12 protein-coding genes are annotated in these 16,071 nt (G+C 68.5%); 10 read left to right on the top strand and 2 right to left on the bottom strand.

All coding sequences use genetic code 11. The annotated features are described in order from the left end of the window. The first annotated feature begins 34 nt into the window (after positions 1-34). Positions 35-562, top strand: coding sequence for a DUF2585 family protein (locus tag ACNR9W_RS16175; RefSeq protein ID WP_419269788.1), 528 nt, complete (start codon positions 35-37; stop codon positions 560-562). Here ACNR9W_RS16175 and ACNR9W_RS16170 read toward each other — a convergent pair. After that, positions 525-1,826: a glycosyltransferase gene (locus ACNR9W_RS16170; protein WP_419269789.1), complete on the bottom strand. Its 1,302-nt coding sequence runs from the start codon at positions 1,824-1,826 to the stop codon at positions 525-527. The two genes, ACNR9W_RS16175 and ACNR9W_RS16170, sit on opposite strands and share 38 nt — an antisense overlap. A 143-nt stretch (positions 1,827-1,969) precedes the next feature. On the opposite strand from ACNR9W_RS16170, the gene ACNR9W_RS16165 reads away from it, so the two are divergent. Then, on the top strand, positions 1,970-2,872 hold the full coding sequence (locus ACNR9W_RS16165) for a DMT family transporter (protein WP_419269791.1): 903 nt from the start codon (positions 1,970-1,972) through the stop codon (positions 2,870-2,872). Positions 2,873-2,875: 3 nt separating this feature from the next. Here the strand turns inward: ACNR9W_RS16165 and ACNR9W_RS16160 are convergent, their stop codons facing one another. After that, positions 2,876-3,253 (bottom strand): DUF1622 domain-containing protein, encoded by a 378-nt coding sequence (locus ACNR9W_RS16160; RefSeq protein WP_419269793.1) that lies wholly within the window; start codon positions 3,251-3,253, stop codon positions 2,876-2,878. 135 nt (positions 3,254-3,388) lie between these two features. Between ACNR9W_RS16160 and ACNR9W_RS16155 the strand changes: the two genes are divergently transcribed. The 8 genes from ACNR9W_RS16155 (at position 3,389) to ACNR9W_RS16120 (ending at position 16,059) form a co-directional block, all read left to right on the top strand. Further along, a complete protein-coding gene (locus ACNR9W_RS16155; protein WP_419269795.1) occupies positions 3,389-5,128 on the top strand; it encodes a sigma-54-dependent Fis family transcriptional regulator in 1,740 nt (579 codons plus the stop codon). Between the two features lie 150 nt (positions 5,129-5,278). Next, on the top strand, positions 5,279-7,078 hold the full coding sequence (locus tag ACNR9W_RS16150) for an NAD(P)-binding domain-containing protein (protein ID WP_419269797.1): 1,800 nt from the start codon (positions 5,279-5,281) through the stop codon (positions 7,076-7,078). A gap of 78 nt (positions 7,079-7,156) precedes the next feature. Further along, a complete protein-coding gene (locus ACNR9W_RS16145; RefSeq protein WP_419269799.1) occupies positions 7,157-8,230 on the top strand; it encodes a 2,3-butanediol dehydrogenase in 1,074 nt (357 codons plus the stop codon). A 376-nt stretch (positions 8,231-8,606) separates the two neighbouring features. Further along, positions 8,607-10,001, top strand: coding sequence for a DUF6212 domain-containing protein (locus ACNR9W_RS16140; protein ID WP_419269800.1), 1,395 nt, complete (start codon positions 8,607-8,609; stop codon positions 9,999-10,001). Next, the gene (locus ACNR9W_RS16135) at positions 9,998-12,640 is read left to right on the top strand and encodes a glycosyltransferase (RefSeq protein WP_419269802.1); all 2,643 of its coding nucleotides are present in this window, start codon (positions 9,998-10,000) and stop codon (positions 12,638-12,640) included. Before ACNR9W_RS16140 ends, ACNR9W_RS16135 begins: the two co-directional genes overlap by 4 nt. Then, the gene (locus ACNR9W_RS16130) at positions 12,637-13,191 is read left to right on the top strand and encodes a hypothetical protein (protein WP_419269804.1); all 555 of its coding nucleotides are present in this window, start codon (positions 12,637-12,639) and stop codon (positions 13,189-13,191) included. Before ACNR9W_RS16135 ends, ACNR9W_RS16130 begins: the two co-directional genes overlap by 4 nt. Before the next feature lie 49 nt (positions 13,192-13,240). Next, entirely contained in the window at positions 13,241-14,815 is a 1,575-nt protein-coding gene (locus tag ACNR9W_RS16125; RefSeq protein ID WP_419269806.1) for a hypothetical protein, read from the top strand. Next, on the top strand, positions 14,812-16,059 hold the full coding sequence (locus ACNR9W_RS16120) for a glycosyltransferase (protein ID WP_419269808.1): 1,248 nt from the start codon (positions 14,812-14,814) through the stop codon (positions 16,057-16,059). The genes ACNR9W_RS16125 and ACNR9W_RS16120 overlap by 4 nt, the downstream gene beginning before the upstream one ends. Positions 16,060-16,071: the final 12 nt, after the last annotated feature.

Below are 16,071 nucleotides of genomic sequence, written 5' to 3'. Positions count from 1 at the left end.
ATCGGCATCCCCTCCTCCCCCCAGACCGCAAGGCATGTCCCGCCGGGTCGCGGTCATCGTGATCGTCGCTGCTACGCTGCTGAAGCTGGCATTCTTCGCCGTGTTGGACCGGCCTTGGGGATGTGACTGCGGGCAGATCTGGGCGATGCCCGACAACCCATCGGTGAATTCGCGCGTCATGCTGGACCCCTACACGCTGATGCACCTGGTAACAGGCGCATTGCTGGTCCTGCTGCTGACACGCCTGCGGCCCCGGTGGAGCCTCTGGGCGCTGGTGGCGACCGTGGTCATCAGCAGCACCGTGTGGGAACTGGTCGAGAACCTGCCGGCCAGCATCGACCTTTTCGGCTATGACCCCGGCGACCCGCTGGCCTATCGGGGCGACAGCCGGTTGAACGCGCTGGCCGATACCGCGGCAGCGGCGCTAGGGGCTGTTCTGGCCCGCCCCCTGCCGCTGTGGCTGGTGCTGGCGGCTGTGGCGGCGATTGAACTGGGATTGTCCTTGTGGATCGGCGACGGATTCGTCATCGCAACGCTGCGCGCTGTGCTGGCACTTCCATGACCGCTTCGACCCGGTCTATCGCACCGGGCGCGCCCTCCCATCTGCGGCTGTCGCGGGCGAAGGTCAGCGCCGAGGCCCGGAACTGCGGCTCGGCCAACAGGCGGCCGATGGCGGCTTCGATCCCGCGGCGGCTGCGATGGCCGCGGCCCAGGCTGAGGCCCGCGCCGCAGCCTTCGATCCGTGCGGCCACGCCCGGCTGGTCATGGGTCAGCGGGATGGCCAGCATCGGCACGCCCTGCGCCAGGCATTCCAGCGTCGTGTTCAGCCCGGCATGCGTGACGCAAAGGGTGGCCCGGCTCAGCACGGCGGACTGAGGCACGAAGCTGCACACCCAATCGGCCGGGATGCGCGCCGCCTGCCCGTCGTCTAGGGCATTTCCATGCGACACCAGCACCTGTGCGCCCAGGTTGCGGCAGGCGCGCGCGATCCGCGACAGCAGCCCCATGCGGTGGCCCTGCAGCGTCCCAAGCGAGACATAGATCAACGGCCGGTCCGCATCGAGGCGGATGTCCGGCGGAAAAACCTCGTCCGAGCGGTCGCGGAACGGACCCAGATGCGCGATCCGGCTGCCGCTGTCGGGGCGCGGGAAATCGAGGCCGGGTACCGTCTGCGACAGGGTCAGGATCGGCGACAGGCAATCGGCAAAATCCTCGCGCGGGCCCAGATCCCAATGCGCGCTCCAGCTGCGGATCACCCGGCGGTGTGGGGACATCAGCAGCCGGGCCACCTTGGCGCCGGCCGCGTTGCGATGCAGCCCCTGCTCGGACGGATCGTAGGGCCAGGACAGGAACGGCAGGGGCACGCCGGGTTCGGGGTCGAAGGGCAGCGCGCAGGCGACCGACAGCATCGGCAGGCCCAAGGCCGCGGCGAGAAGCCCCGCGGCAGGCTCGGTCTGATCGCCAAGGATCAGGTCGGGCGCGGCCCGCGTCAGCATCCCCTGCCCAAAGCGGCAGAGGCGGTCCGTCCGGCGGGCGCCCGCCCTGATGTCGGACCAGAGCCCGCCCCCGGCCGGCGCGGCATTGCCCGGCAGGCGCAGGTTGCGGAACCGGGGCGACACCTCGGTCCCCGGCTCGGTCAGAAAAAGGGCCTCATGCCCCCGCGACTGCAGTTCCGCCGCCAGCGCCTCGAAGGCCCGCAGGTGGCTGTGCAGCGGCGGACAGATCAGCGCGACGCGCAGGCCCGGCCGCGCATCCGGGCACCCCGTCCAGCGCATCGGGTCGACGGGGCCGTTCGATCGCAGCAGGGTTTCGGATGTCGCTGTCATTGCATTTCCAACCGGCGCGCGGGGCGAATGTTCCCCATCCCTAGGCGACCCGTGTTGCATGATGTGCAAGACAGGGCTAGCAGTCGATAACCGGTTTGGAACATGACATGCCCCCTGCCCTGTCCCCGCTGAGGGGGATCCTGATGAAATGCGCCAGCGTGACAGTCTTCACGGTGATGGCGGCGATCATCAAGGCCACATCGGCAGGTGCCGACGCGATTCCGGCCGGGCAGCAGGTCTTTTTCCGGTCCTTTTTTGCGCTGCCGGTGATCCTGGTCTGGCTGATCTGGCGCAATGAGCTGTCGGCGGGCCTGCGTTGCCGTCGTCCCCTGGGCCACCTGTGGCGCGGCGTGCTGGGCAGCATGGCGATGGGGCTGAACTTCTGGGCGCTGTCGCTGCTGCCCTTTCCCGAGGTCACCGCGATCGGCTTTGCCGCGCCCTTGCTGGTGGTGGTCCTGGCGGGCCTGTTCCTGGGCGAGAACGTGCGCCTGTTCCGGATGAGCATGGTCGGCCTGGGGCTGGCGGGGGTCCTGGTCGTGCTGTCGCCGCAGCTGTCGGGTCAGGCGGGCTCGATGCCCTCTCGCAGCCTCGGCGCGGGCCTGGCCTTGGGGGGCGCCTTCTGCGCGGCGATGGCGCAGATCTTCGTCCGCCGTCTTGTCCAGGAAGAGCGCGTGACCGCCATCGTCTTCTGGTTCTCGGTCACCGCGTCGTTTCTGGGCCTGGCCACGCTGCCCTTCGGTTGGGTCATGCCGGATGCGGGCACCGCAATGCTGCTGGTCCTGACGGGCCTTCTGGGCGGGCTGGGGCAGATCCTGCTGACCGCCTCCTATCGCCATGCCGATGCCTCGGTCATCGCGCCCTTCGACTATGTCTCGATGCTGCTGGCGGTCGCGATCGGCTGGTGGGTGTTCGACGAGGGGCTGACCGCGCCGGTCGTGATCGGCTCTGCCATGGTCATCCTGGCGGGCATCCTGATCATCTGGCGCGAACACAGGCTGGGGCTGGAACGCAGCCGCCAGCGCCGGGCCATCACGCCGCAGGGCTGAGCCTCAGCGATCCTCCAGCGCCCGCAGTTCCCGTTCCAGAAAGAACGAGATGAACGAGCGGATCAGCACCAGCCCGCCCAAAAGCAGGATATTGGCAAAGCTGAAATGCAGGACGGTGCGGATCAGGTCCGCGACGATCAGCACCTCCAGCCCCGCCAGGATATGCCGCCCCAGCACCAGCCGCCCCTGGTTCAGCTGATGCGTCCGTTCATGCGCGTCCCGACGCAGCGCCTCGCCCGACACGAAGCGGGCCGCAAAGCGCAGCGTCCCCAGCAGCAGAACGGCGAGGGCGAATATCTCGATCCCCACCACCAGCCATTCCAGCAGGACTGCAGCGCGGCCAAGGTGATCCGACAATGAGAAGGTGATCTGCGTGTCCATGCCCGTTCCTGCCTTGCCGCTGCGGCCCCAACGGATGCGGCCCGGGCAGGGTTGCGTCGTTGCGACCTAAGGCAGGGCGTGCAACCCGCGACGGATGTGGCATGATGGCGCCATTCGCGAGGGGGAGAGACGCGGATGCGCGACATCGAGCATGTCAGGGAGATAGGCAAGGTCCTGCAAGGGCAGGCGACCGGGCGCGACGGTGTGGTGTCCGACAGCTGGCGGCGCTGCGTCGAGAGCTATGGGCTGGACCCCGCGCGCCCCTCGCCCGCCCATATCGTCACCGAGGCCGAGCTGCGGAGCCATCGCGAACAGTCCGAGCGGCTGATCGCGATCGCGCGGTCGGGGCTGGACGCGCTGTTCCGGCAGGTGGCGGGGCAGAATTACGTGCTGCTGCTGGCCGATGCCAAGGGCGTGACGGTCGACTTCTTCGGCGACCGGCGGTTCGAGGATGACCTGCGGGCGGCCGGCCTTTACCTGGGCTCCGACTGGTCCGAGCAGCTGGCCGGGACCTGCGGGGTCGGGTCCTGCATCGTGACCGGCGAGGCGATCACCATCCACCAGACCGATCATTTCGACCTCAGCCACACGCCGCTGTCCTGCACCGCGGCACCGATCTTTGACAGCACGGGGCAGCTGGCCGCGGTGCTGGACCTGTCGCTGTTGCGTTCGCCCCAACCTAAGGCCAGCCAGAACCTGGCGATGAACCTGGTGCGCGCCTCGGCCCGCCGGGTCGAGATGGCGAACCTGATGGGGTTGACCCGGCGCGATTGGGTGCTGCGCCTGTCGGCCAGCCCCGAGTTCCTGGAGGTCGATCCCGAGGCGGCGACCGCGCTGGACGAGACCGGCCGCATCATCGGCATGACCCACGGCGCCGAGGCCGCCTTGGGCCAAGGCGGACCCTCGATCGGTCAGCGTCTGGACCAGGTGGCTGAGCTGTCGGTGGATGACCTTCCCGACCTGATGCGCGGCCGCCCGACCGAGGACCGGGTGATCCGCCTGCGCGACGGACGCGCGCTGTTCGGACATGCGATTGCGCCCCAGACCGTGCGCCTGCCGCGCGGACCGGCGCTGCGGCCGGGCGGGCTGTCCAGCCTGTCGGGCGCGGACCCGGCGATGCAGGCCCTGCTGGACCGGGCGGCGCGGCTGGCGCGCAGCACCGTGCCACTGCTGATCTACGGCGAGACAGGTACCGGCAAGGAGCGGCTGGCGCGGGCGATCCATATGTGCCAGCCCGATGCGCCGCCCTTTCGCCTGCTGGATTGCGCAGGCCTGGATGCCTCTGCCCTGGCGGCCCAGGACTGGGCTGCGCCGACGCGCGGCACGCTGTTCGTGCGGGGGGTCGAGGATCTGGACGCCGAGGCGCAGGCCATGCTGCTGCGGCGGCTGGCCGACAGCAAGCTGCGGGTGATCGCCACCACCCGCTGCGACATGGGCACGCGGGTGCGGCAGGGGCTGTTCCGGTCCGACCTGTTCTTTCGCATTGCGGGCGCGGCGCTGGAATTGCCGCCGTTGCGGTTGCGGCAGGATTTCGACTGGCTCTTGTTGCGTCTGCTGGGCGCGCAGGGGGGCGACCGGCTGCGCGTCACGCCTGCCGCGCGAGCCGAGCTGCGGGCCCGGCGCTGGCCGGGGAACCTGCGCGAACTGGCCGCGACGCTTCAGATCGCGGCCCTGATGGCCGAGGGACGGGCCATCGACCTGGACGACCTGCCGCCGCCGCTGCTGGACCCCGCACCCCCGCCCGACCCGACGGATGAGCTTCGGGCAGTGCTGGCGGCCTGCGGAGGCAACATGGCGCAGGCGGCGCGGCGGATGGGGGTCAACCGCTCGACCATCCTGCGGCGGATGCAGCGCCTTGGCCTGAACCCGTACTGAGGTTGCGCGCGTGTTGCGCGGCGTTGCAGGGGCAACGGCACGAGGCCCATTCTTGGTGCCGGCCCGTCCCGACGCAAGATTTTCCTGTATCCGCGGGCCGATGCCCCGCAGCCTGTTTCCCGGAGGACTGCAATCCAAAGGGAGGAAAACATGCTGGACACCACCACCTCAGCCCGCGCCCAGGCCGTGCTGGACGCCTTGGGCGAGGCGCTTGCCGCAGGCGACATCGACCGCGCCTGCGACCTGTTCGTGACCGACTGCTATTGGCGCGACCTGGTTAGCTTTACATGGAACATCCGCACGATGGAGGGCCGCGACCAGGTGGCCAAAATGTTGCGCGCACAACTGGGCCATATCCGGCCCACCGGCTGGCTGCTGGATCCTTCCGAGGTGCCGGGAGAGGAGGATGGCGTCATCACCGCCTGGTTCCAGTTCGAAACCGCGGTCGGCCGCGGCTATGGCCTGGTCCGGTTGCGCGACGGCCGGATCTGGACCCTGTTGACCGCCTTGCAGGAGCTGAAGGGCCATGAGGAGGCCAAGGGCTTCAATCGGCCCATGGGGGCCAGGCACGGCGCCGGCAAGAACCGCCCCAGCTGGCGCGAGGAGCGCGAGGCCGAGGCCGCCGAGCTGGGCTATGCACGCCAGCCGCATACCGTGATCATCGGCGGCGGACAGGGCGGCATCGCCTTGGGCGCGCGGTTGCGCCAGCTGGGCGTGCCCACGATCATCATCGAAAAGAACGACCGCCCCGGCGACAGCTGGCGCAAGCGCTACAAGTCGCTGTGCCTGCATGACCCGGTCTGGTACGACCACCTGCCCTATATCAAGTTCCCCGACAACTGGCCCGTCTTCGCTCCCAAGGACAAGATCGGCGACTGGCTGGAGATGTACACCAAGGTCATGGAGCTGAACTACTGGACGCGCAGCACCTGCCAGCGCGCCAGCTATGACGAGGAAGCGCAGGAATGGACCGTGGTCGTGGATCGCGACGGAGAAGAGGTCGTGCTGCGCCCCAGGCACCTGGTGCTGGCCACCGGCATGTCGGGCAAGCCGCGCATCCCGGAGTTTCCGGGCATGGACCGCTTTCGCGGCGATCAGCATCACAGTTCTAGGCATCCCGGCCCCGATGCCTATGCGGGAAAGAAGGTGGTGATCATCGGCTCGAACAACTCGGCCCATGACATCGCGGCGGCGCTTTGGGAACATGATGCGGACGTGACCATGGTGCAGCGGTCCTCCACTCATATCGTGCGGTCCGACAGCCTGATGGAGATCGGCCTGGGTGCGCTTTACAGCGAAGAGGCCGTCGCCAACGGCATGACCACGGAAAAGGCCGACCTGATCTTTGCCTCGCTGCCCTACCGGATCATGCACCAGTGGCAGATCCCGCTCTATGAGCAGATGAAGGAGCGTGACAGGACCTTCTACGAAGGACTTGAAAAGGCGGGCTTCCAGCTGGACTTCGGCGATGACGGGTCGGGGCTGTTCATGAAGTACCTGCGCCGCGGCTCGGGCTATTACATCGACGTAGGCGCCAGCCAGCTGATCATCGACGGCAAGATCAAGCTGGCGCATGGCCAGGTGGACGAGATCACCGAAACCGGCGTGCGCCTGGACGACGGGCAGGAGCTGCCTGCCGACCTGATCGTCTATGCCACGGGCTACGGTTCGATGAACGGATGGGCGGCCGACCTGATCGGGCAGGACGTGGCCGACCGCGTGGGCAAGTGCTGGGGCCTGGGGTCGGACACGACCAAGGATCCCGGCCCCTGGGAGGGCGAGCAGCGCAACATGTGGAAGCCCACCCAGCAGCAGGCGCTGTGGTTCCATGGCGGCAACCTGCACCAGTCGCGTCACTATTCGCTGTACCTGGCGCTGCAGCTGAAGGCGCGGCAGGCGGGCATCGACACCCCCGTCCATGGGCTGCAGCAGGTTCACCACACCAGCTGAACGCCTGCGCCAGACCGGCGGCCATGGCCGCCGGTTCCCTCCGCGCCTGACGCGCCAATCACCCAACGGAGACATGACATGAAAGCCCTGCGGTTTCACGCGGCCAAGGACCTGCGCCTTGAGGACATCGACGAACCTGCCCCTCCCGGCCCCGGGCAAGTGCTGATCCGCAACAGCTTTTGCGGGATCTGCGGCACGGATCTGCACGAATATGCCTATGGCCCGATCTTCATCCCGACCGAGCCGCATCCCTTCACCGGCGCCTCCGGGCCCCAGGTGCTTGGCCACGAATTCGGCGGCGTGGTCCAGGCGGTGGGTGAGGGCGTGAGCCATGTCGCGCCTGGCGACCGGGTGTCGGTCCAACCGCTGATCATGCCGCGGTCGGGCGACTATTATGCCGATCGCGGGCTGTTCCACCTGTCGGACCGGCTGGCGCTGGCAGGACTGTCATGGGGATCGGGCGGGATGGCGCAGATGGCGCTGCTGAACGACTACAACGTGGTGCCGATCCCCGACGACCTGCCGGACGAGGCGGTGGCCCTGATCGAGCCTGCGGCGGTGGCGGTCTATGCCTGCGACCGGGGCGGCGTCACGGCGGGGTCCAGCGTCCTGGTGACCGGCGCGGGGCCGATCGGCGTCCTGACCCTGATGGCCGCCCGCGCGGCCGGGGCGGTGCAGCTGTTCGTGTCGGACCCGAACGAGACCCGTCTGGCCCTGGTCCGCGACCTGATCCCCGGCGCCGTCACGCTGAACCCCACACGACAGCAGGTCGGCAACGTCATCCGCGCGGCCACGGAAGGCGGCGTCGGGTGCGACGTCGCGATCGAATGCGTGGGCAATGAACATGCGTTGAAGGCATGCCTTGATGCGGTGCGCAAGCAAGGCGTGGTGGTCCAAACGGGACTGCACCCGCACGAAAACCCGCTGGACTGGTTCGCCGTGACCTTCAAGGACGTCGATATCCGCGGCAGCTGGGCCTATCCCACGCATTACTGGAACCGCGTGGCGCGGATGATCGCCGGCGGCCAGCTGCCGGCGGCCAGCGTAGTGACCGACCGCATCGCCCTGTCCGACGCCGTCACGCAGGGCTTCGACCGCCTGCTGGACCCGGCGGGCACGCAGTTGAAGATCCTGATCGACCTGTCGCGCTGACCGATCTGTTGGGGTCGAAGACCTGTTCACGGCCCCTTGGCACCGTCCTTGGGGCCGTGCAGGATTTCAGCGTGCTTACGATCCGGGCAGCCGGTTCATCCGGGGGGCAGCACGGCCCGACACCGGGCGCGCGCTGCGGGCGCGCGATCATCAACAGCTTGACGGCCGTGCGCTTTTCTTCGGCATTGTTGCCGCGCCTGTCACAGTCCTGCAGCTTCTTGTTGATCGGATGACAGCCGGAAACACCAACCTTGACGCGAATTTTATCTATTTCTATACAACCAGTGTGCTTGTTAATACAAAGTGACTGAGTGGTAAGTCGGCGCCTTCTGTAACTGCCTCACAGTGAAATCGCCTCCTCAAAGCCGTGGTGAACATGACGATGGACTCCCGTCGATTCGGCCTATTCGTCGATCCGGATATCGCAGGCGCGTGCCAGCATCTGCTGCCGCCGCCGCTGGTCGCCGTGCCCGCTTCGGTGGAGGGGGACGCTGCGGATCTGGCCCCTGCGCCGGGCCGGGCCTGGCTTGCGGCGCTGGTCGGCCCGTCCAAAAGCAGTGCCTGGCGCGGACGGCTGGACGAGCGCGGGATGGCTGATGTCGCGGTGATCGAGGTGGATCCCACCCGCCCCGAGAACATGTGCCGCGAGCTGCTGACCCTGCTGGGCACGCGGCTGGACAGCTATGAGCAGCAAATGGGCGAGACGCGGCTGGCCTCGGCCGTGCTGCGCCGCGAGAACCAGTCCGACAAGACCCGGTTCCGCGAGATCGAGAGCTTTCTCTACAGCCTGGGCAATCCGCAGATCGCGCGCAGCCTCAGCTGGGAGCCTTCGGGCGCGATCCGCCGCCTGTCGGGCGAGGCCACGGTCGTCCAGAACATCCCCCTGAACGCCGTCAGCATCACCGCCCTGGACCTCTGGCTGCCCGAAATGCCGCGCAACCGCGACCTGGGCCTCAGCCTGGCGATCATCGACGCCGCCGGGACCAGCCACGACCTGATCGAGGCCTATGGCGGTGCCGAGACGCAGGGCGGATGGGTGCGCTTCCTGCTGGACGCGCCGCTCAAGGGTGATGCGCGCGACTGCTCGCTGGTGCTGCGCTATACCGGGAACGGCACGCTGACCATCGGCATGGGGCCGCATACGCCCGACCGCAACTTCGCCGCACGCGGCGACGGCATGGAAGAGGACGAGGCGCTGGCCCTGCGCGTCTGGAAGGCGATCGCCGGTGCGTCGCTGCCGGAAGAACCGGCGGCCATGCTTGCCGGGTCGAGCATGGGCGGCCATGCCCGCTTCCTGTCCCCGGCCAGCCTGCCCGCGCCCGAGCTGTTCGCCAAGCCCGCCTCGGCCACCGACTATGTCACGGCCGATTACTGGGAAAACGAGGATGTGGTGATGGTGCATCCCTCGCGCAGCGGCGCCGTCTGCGCAGTGATCCGCGACGTGCCGCTGCCGCGCCTCAGCCATATCAGCGCGATCGTCACCGTCGGCCACCCCCAGGCCCCGAACCTGAACATGGCGGTGGGCGTCGCGCCCGCCGGGTCGATCGGTCGCGACGGCCTGTGGCAGACCTGCATGGGTCCTTGGGTCCACGGACTGCCGGCCTTGGGCTGGGCGCAGGCACATTGCGTGCCCGCCACCCGCATCAATGGCCGCGCCGACATCTTCCTGGCCGTGTCGCTGGCGCAGGATGTGCCGAACGATCTCAGCTGGGGGCTGTTCCGCGGGTTCCGCGTCGTCACCGCCGACCCGCTGGACGACGCCCAGATATGAGCCAGGCGCCCACGCAGCATGTAACCGTCGTCATCCCCGCGAAAGGTCACCCGGTTCTGCTGGACGATGCCATCGGCTCGGTCGAGCGCGAGCTGGAGGCGGGTGTCATCCGCCGGCTGATCGTCGTGGATGACGGCTGCCAGTTCGCCGAAACCCGGCATGCGCTGTCCGCCTGGCAGGCGCTGCTGGGGGACCGGCTGATGGTGCTGCACACGAAGAACGGCGGCCTCAGCCGGGCGCGCAACCTGGGGATCGAGGCCGCGCTGCGGCTGGACCCCGGGCTGGACGCGATCTTTCTGCTGGATGCCGACAACATGCTGGCCCAGGGCGCGGGACCTGCCATGGGCCAGTTGCTGGCGACCCACCCGGATGCCGACTGGTTCTATCCCGAATTCGACTTTTTCGGGCAGAACGGGCATTACATCACCGAAGAGCATTTCGACCTGCTGCTGCAGGCCGAGGCCAACCAGTGCGACGCGGGCAGTCTGATCCGCCGCCGGGTGCTGGATGCGGGCATCCGCTTTGACGAGACGATGCGGCAAGGCTATGAGGACTGGGACTTCTGGCTGCAGGCCGCGCGGCAGGGATTTGCCGGACGCTCGGCGCGACAACCCCTGATGCAGTACCGCAAGCGGCCGGTCAGCATGCTGAGCCACTCGCACGAGATGGACGGCGACCTGCGCCGCCATCTGCGCCGCAAGCACGGCTGGCTTTACAACCTGCCCCGCCTGGTGGCGCTGGAGGCGGAAAGCTATCCCCGCTTTGCGCTGGTTGAGGGCGAAAGCCGCAAGGTCTCGCTTTGCGTCGACCCGTCGGTGCAGGCGCCGTCGGACTGGCGCAGCCTTGAACGCATGATCATGGCCCATATGGCCGATCCGCATGCCAGTCACGCCCCGGCCTATCTGGTGTTCCTGCGCGACGGCATCGCGGCGCATCTGGCCGAAGCCAGGCTGATGCACACCTTCCTGTGGAACTGCGAGCGCCGGGTCGAGCGCAGCACCAACGACATGGAGCTGTTCTTCCTGGAGCGCAGCGACAGCGGCGCCTTGGAGCTTCAGACCGAATGCGGCAACCCGCTGCGTGCCGCGGATGCGATCTGCCTGTCGCTGGCGGGGCTGCAGCGCCTGCTGCGCGACCGGGACGAGGACTGGATGCGGGACCTGGACCGGCTGCCGCTGCCCTGCGACACCGACAGCTGGGTCCTGCGGACGCCGACTTGGCTGGCCCAGACCGCGGGGGCTGCAACGGCGGCCGAGATCATGCGCTCGGGGCTGCTGTCGCTGGCGCGCAGCCCCTGGCGCAGCGCGCTGACGCAGGAATGGTCATGGCGCGATCCGGGCGGCGCCGTCAGCCGCGACCGCATTGTGCAGATCCCGCGCGGGGCCGTCGGCGGCGGCATCGCACTGCCGCTGCTGAAGCAGGCGGGGCAACGCGACATCGGCTTCGTGCTGCCGATCTTCAGCATCGGTGGCGTGGAAAAGGTGGCCGCCAGCCTGGCGCGCGACCTGCAGCAGGACGGCTATCGGCTGCACCTGTTCGTGGTGAGCGACCGGCCGATCCAGGCCGAGGACTGGGCCCTGGCGCCCTTTGCCAGCGTGCATTGGCTGCCGGATGCCAACGCGCTGGACTGGAGCGGCGAAGAATACCTGGGCACGGCCGAGCCGAACTGGGGCGGCGGCATGCAGGGCCCTGACCTCATGGGCCTGCTGGGCGCGATGGACGTCGTGATCAACGCCCATTCGGCGGCCCTGCACAAGGTGGCCGACAGCCTGCGGCGCAGTGGCGTCGTGATGATCGATCACGAGCATCTGCTGGAATCCAGCACCTATGGGCGCGGCTATGGTCCGCCGCATCTGGCCCTGGCCTATGAACATGCCTACGACCTGTTCCTGACCTGCTCCGAGGCGCTGCGCACCTGGATGCACGCCCATGGCGTGCCGCAGGACAAGCTGATCCCGGTCGTCAATGCGCCCGGCTATCCAATGAGCGCGGCCGAGCAGCGCTGCCTTGCCGCCGTCCGCGGCAATCCGCAGGGGCGCAAGGCGCCGCTGCGGGTGCTGTTCCTGGGGCGTCTGGACAAGCAGAAGGGCATGCGCCGCCTGTCCACGATCTATCGCGCGCTGGCCGACCGCCTGCCGCGCGCCGAACTGACCATCGCCGGACGCGCCGTGGTCGAGGAAGAAGGCGACGTCTTGGAATGGCCCGCGCAGACCCGGTTCCTGGGACCGGTCCACGGTCCGGCGGCCCTGACCCAGTTGCTGACGCAAACGGATATCCTGGTGCTGCCCTCGCATTTCGAGGGGCTGCCGCTGTCGGTTCTCGAGGCGCAGCGCTGCGGCGTGACTGTCGTCGTCACCGAGACCGGAGCCGTTCGCGAGGCGGTCGAGGACGGCATCACCGGCTTTGTCGTGCCGCAGGTCGAATGCGAACGATCGATGGTCGACCGCATCCTGATGCTGGACCGGGACCGCGAGCTGCTGGCCCAGGTCGGCACGGCCGCCGCGGCGCGCGTCCGCACCTGGCGCCAGTCCACGCAGCAGCTGCGTGACTGGCTGCAGAACCGTCTGCCAGAACTACCATCCGCGGCCGAGGAACAGCCGCGCCTCCTCCACATGACTTTGAACGAGGTCACACAATGACGACGATCTACGACAGCGCTGTCCGAAGCTTCGAGGCCGCTGCCGCCGTGCTGATGTCGCTGCAGAACCAGCGGACCAACCTGGCCGCCGAAGCGGGGCGGGCGCTGGACGGCCGGCCCAAGGTCCTGCTCAGCGAAGGCTACAACTCGCTGGCGCGGGACGTGGGCGTCTGCATCCCCCAGGACACGCGCGCCGAATTCGCACGCGCCGAGGGCGATGACGGGCTGGAGTTCCGGACCTCGGGTCTGGAATGGATGACGATCGAGGGTCAGCTGCCGCGCGACCTGGCGGCGGCGACCTGCTACCTGGATGCCTCGGTCGCCTTTCCGATGCCCGCCGTCGCGGATGTCTTCCTGCGCGAGTTCAAGCGGGACGGGTCCGTGGCAGACAGCCTGCACCAGGAATGGACCCTGGGCATGGACGCCGCCTCGGTCTGCTGCCTGACGCTGGAGGAGGCGGGCGACGACATCAGCGCGCGCCGCATCATCATCCACCTGCGCCAGCCCCCGCACCGCTTTGTCATCCGGACCCTGGCGCTGACCGTGATCTGAAGCGACGGCCTGCCCGCATCGGCGGCGATACCTGAGACGGGACGACCCTGTGGACCTGAAACTGCATCTGGATTTCTGTTTCTTCGTCAACGCCGACCTGGTGCTGACCGCAGGCTGGACGCCCCGGCCGCAGCCCGACCTCGTGCTGCATGCCGGCAATGCCTCGATCCCGCCGCGCACCGTCATGCGTTTCGCCCGGCGGGATCTGCGATCACTGGTGCCGATGGGGTTCATCGCGGTCTTTGACCTGTCGCAGGAACCCGGCGCCAACGACCCGTCCGAGGACCTGTTCCTGGCCATGGGCCGGGAATACCAGCCCCTGACGCGGGACCGCCTGGCCACGGATTTCGCCAAGATGGTCGAGATCGGCGTGGACGAGACCTTCTTCGCCTATGTCCGCATGATCGCGTCCCGCTCGGTGCCGACCCCGGAAAAGCCCATGTCCCACCGCATCGGCAGCCGCATCCTGGCCGCACCCCGGCTGGACAAGGAAAGCCCCGAATACGTCCTGAGCGTGGACCAGGGGGTGGTGGGCGCCGCCGGCCAAGGCGTCTGCACGGGCTGGTACATTCCCTCCACCGCCTCTCCCGAAGGGCTGTCGGCGCTGGTGATCAGCGACCGGCAGCTCTCCCCGGTCGAGCTGATGCCCGGTGCCATGCCGCGGCCCGACCTGCAGCCCTATGCCGACCGCTATGCCTTCAGCGGGCGGGATGGCTGGGCCGCCAGCTTCAGGCTGCCGGCGCCGCCGACCACGCCGGTGCGGCTGGTGCTGATGCTGCCGGGCCAGCTGACACATTCCGGGATCGTCCGGCCCTTGGACCTTGCCTCGTCCGATCGGGTGGCGCGGGTCCTGGTAGAAACGACGCAGGCGGTCGAGGATCGGCTTCTGGCGGGCCGCCTGCACCGCGGAACCCTGCCGACATCGCAGCTTTCCCCAGCCGCTTTGCAACCCTTGGCCTCCAAACAGGACGGCCCGATCCTGTTGATCCTGGATCATGACCTGGGCGATACGGACCTGCGCGACGTGCTGCGCCGCGTCGCCGCCGTGGTGGAACGGCCGCTGCATCTGCACCTGCTGCGCCCATACCTGACCGAGGCGCTGAACGAAGCCATCGCCGGCGCCGGCCGCGAAGCCGGTTCACCGATCCAGTTTCTGGGCTGCTCGCTGATCCCGCCCCCGCCGCAAGGCCATGACGGCCAAGCCATCTTTGCCCGCAGTTCCGTGCTGTTCCATCTGGAGGGGGGCCTGCCGACCGATGCGCCGGACGACGAACCCGCCCTGTCGATCCAGGCGCTGGACCCGATGGCGAACCTGCCGGGCGGCGCCGACCCCGCGGGCGTGGCCCGTCGTTTCCTGACCGACCGGCCGCCGTTCGCCATGATCGGTCCCGCGCGGATCCTGCTGTCGCCCTTTGCCCAGCCCACTGCGTTTCTGACCCCCGAGGCTGGCCTGCGCCAGCTGGCCGCCGCTATGCTGGCGGCCGGGCACGCCCGCATCCAGGCGGCGCCGGGACAGGGATTTCTGGCCGGCAACCGTGGTCCCTTCTGCCAGAACCTGATCGAGGGGGTCAGCTGGCACGACTTTGACGGGCGCTCGGCCCGCCTGATTTCCGAGGCCGCATGACCCGCATCGTGATCGTCTCGCATTCCCACCCGGCGCTGCGTTATGGCGGCGGCGAGGTCGCGGCCTATCGCCAGTTCCAGCACCTGCTGGCCCAGGGGCAGGACGTCTATTTCGTCGGCTCGACCATCGGCCCCGAGGACGGCGCGCGCTTTTTCGGCCCCGGCCAGCGCGTCCTGGGCTTCACCGACCGCGACTTCTGCATGCGCGGCATGGGGATGGACAGCTTTTCGATGGAGCATCCGCGTCTGGAGGACGAGGACTGGACCCTCGATTTCCTGACCGCGCTGCGGGGCGACGTCTATCACTTTCACCATTTCTGGAACATCGGCGCGGGCACCATCCGCCGCTTGCGCGGGCTGCTGCCCAATGCGCGGATGATCTGCACCCTGCACGAACTGACCGCGATCTGCGCCAATCACGGCCAGATGGTGAAGACCTCGGGCGAGCTCTGCCATGCCGCCTCGGACGTGGCCTGCACAGCCTGCCTGCACCGCGCGCCGGTGGATTTTGCGCTGCGCCGCGCCCGAATGTCCGAAATGCTGGACCTGTTCGACGTGCTGCTGTCACCCAGCCACTTCCTGGCCGAGCGGTTCGAGGACTGGGGCATCCCCAAGGGCCGCATCGCGGTGATCGAGAATGGCCTGGACCATGTCGGCCCCCCGCCCGCGGCGGACGGCGATACGCTGGTCGCCCGCAGCCGGCGCTTTGCCTTCTTCGGGCAGGCAACGCCTACCAAGGGGCTGGATGTGCTGGTGCGGGCCGCCATGCTGATCGACAGGCAGGCCGGCGACCTGCCTGCTCCCATTGCGCTGGATGTCTATGGCGTCACCGCCGAAGCCTTTGCCGCGATGTGGCCGCAACTGAAGGCGCCGGCTTGGATGCGGTTCCGCGGCCGCTATCGGCCGCAGGACTGCGTGTCGATCATGCAGGGCTTTGGCTGGATCATCATCCCTTCAGTCTGGTGGGAGAATTCCCCCGTGGTGATCCAGGAGGCCCGCGCCGCAGGCACGCCCATGATTGCCTCCGATATCGGCGGCATGGCCGAAAAGACGGCAGGCTGGGGCATCCAGTTCCGCGTGGGGGATCCGGACGCCCTGGCGGCGGCCATGCTGGGCGTCCATGATCGCCCGGACATCCTGGCCGAGCACAGCGCCTGCATCGAAAAGCCCCTGGACCTGGAGGGTTTCGACCGCGACTGGCGTGCCGCATGCGGGCTGCAGTTGGAACCACAGGCAAAAGCGTAGGGGCGGGACATC

This window comes from Paracoccus sp. T5, assembly GCF_048538155.2.
Classification (GTDB): Bacteria; Pseudomonadota; Alphaproteobacteria; order Rhodobacterales; family Rhodobacteraceae; genus Paracoccus.
Note: the sequence above shows the minus strand (reverse complement) of the source record. Positions and strands in the feature narration are given on the sequence as shown.

What these genes read in the sequence shown, in the direction of transcription:
- ACNR9W_RS16175 (WP_419269788.1), top strand. Translation starts at nt 35, where the DNA reads ATGTCCCGCCGGGTCGCGGTCATCGTGATCGTCGCTGCTACGCTGCTG.
- ACNR9W_RS16170 (WP_419269789.1), bottom strand. Translation starts at nt 1,826, where the DNA reads ATGACAGCGACATCCGAAACCCTGCTGCGATCGAACGGCCCCGTCGAC.
- ACNR9W_RS16165 (WP_419269791.1), top strand. Translation starts at nt 1,970, where the DNA reads ATGAAATGCGCCAGCGTGACAGTCTTCACGGTGATGGCGGCGATCATC.
- ACNR9W_RS16160 (WP_419269793.1), bottom strand. Translation starts at nt 3,253, where the DNA reads ATGGACACGCAGATCACCTTCTCATTGTCGGATCACCTTGGCCGCGCT.
- ACNR9W_RS16155 (WP_419269795.1), top strand. Translation starts at nt 3,389, where the DNA reads ATGCGCGACATCGAGCATGTCAGGGAGATAGGCAAGGTCCTGCAAGGG.
- ACNR9W_RS16150 (WP_419269797.1), top strand. Translation starts at nt 5,279, where the DNA reads ATGCTGGACACCACCACCTCAGCCCGCGCCCAGGCCGTGCTGGACGCC.
- ACNR9W_RS16145 (WP_419269799.1), top strand. Translation starts at nt 7,157, where the DNA reads ATGAAAGCCCTGCGGTTTCACGCGGCCAAGGACCTGCGCCTTGAGGAC.
- ACNR9W_RS16140 (WP_419269800.1), top strand. Translation starts at nt 8,607, where the DNA reads ATGACGATGGACTCCCGTCGATTCGGCCTATTCGTCGATCCGGATATC.
- ACNR9W_RS16135 (WP_419269802.1), top strand. Translation starts at nt 9,998, where the DNA reads ATGAGCCAGGCGCCCACGCAGCATGTAACCGTCGTCATCCCCGCGAAA.
- ACNR9W_RS16130 (WP_419269804.1), top strand. Translation starts at nt 12,637, where the DNA reads ATGACGACGATCTACGACAGCGCTGTCCGAAGCTTCGAGGCCGCTGCC.
- ACNR9W_RS16120 (WP_419269808.1), top strand. Translation starts at nt 14,812, where the DNA reads ATGACCCGCATCGTGATCGTCTCGCATTCCCACCCGGCGCTGCGTTAT.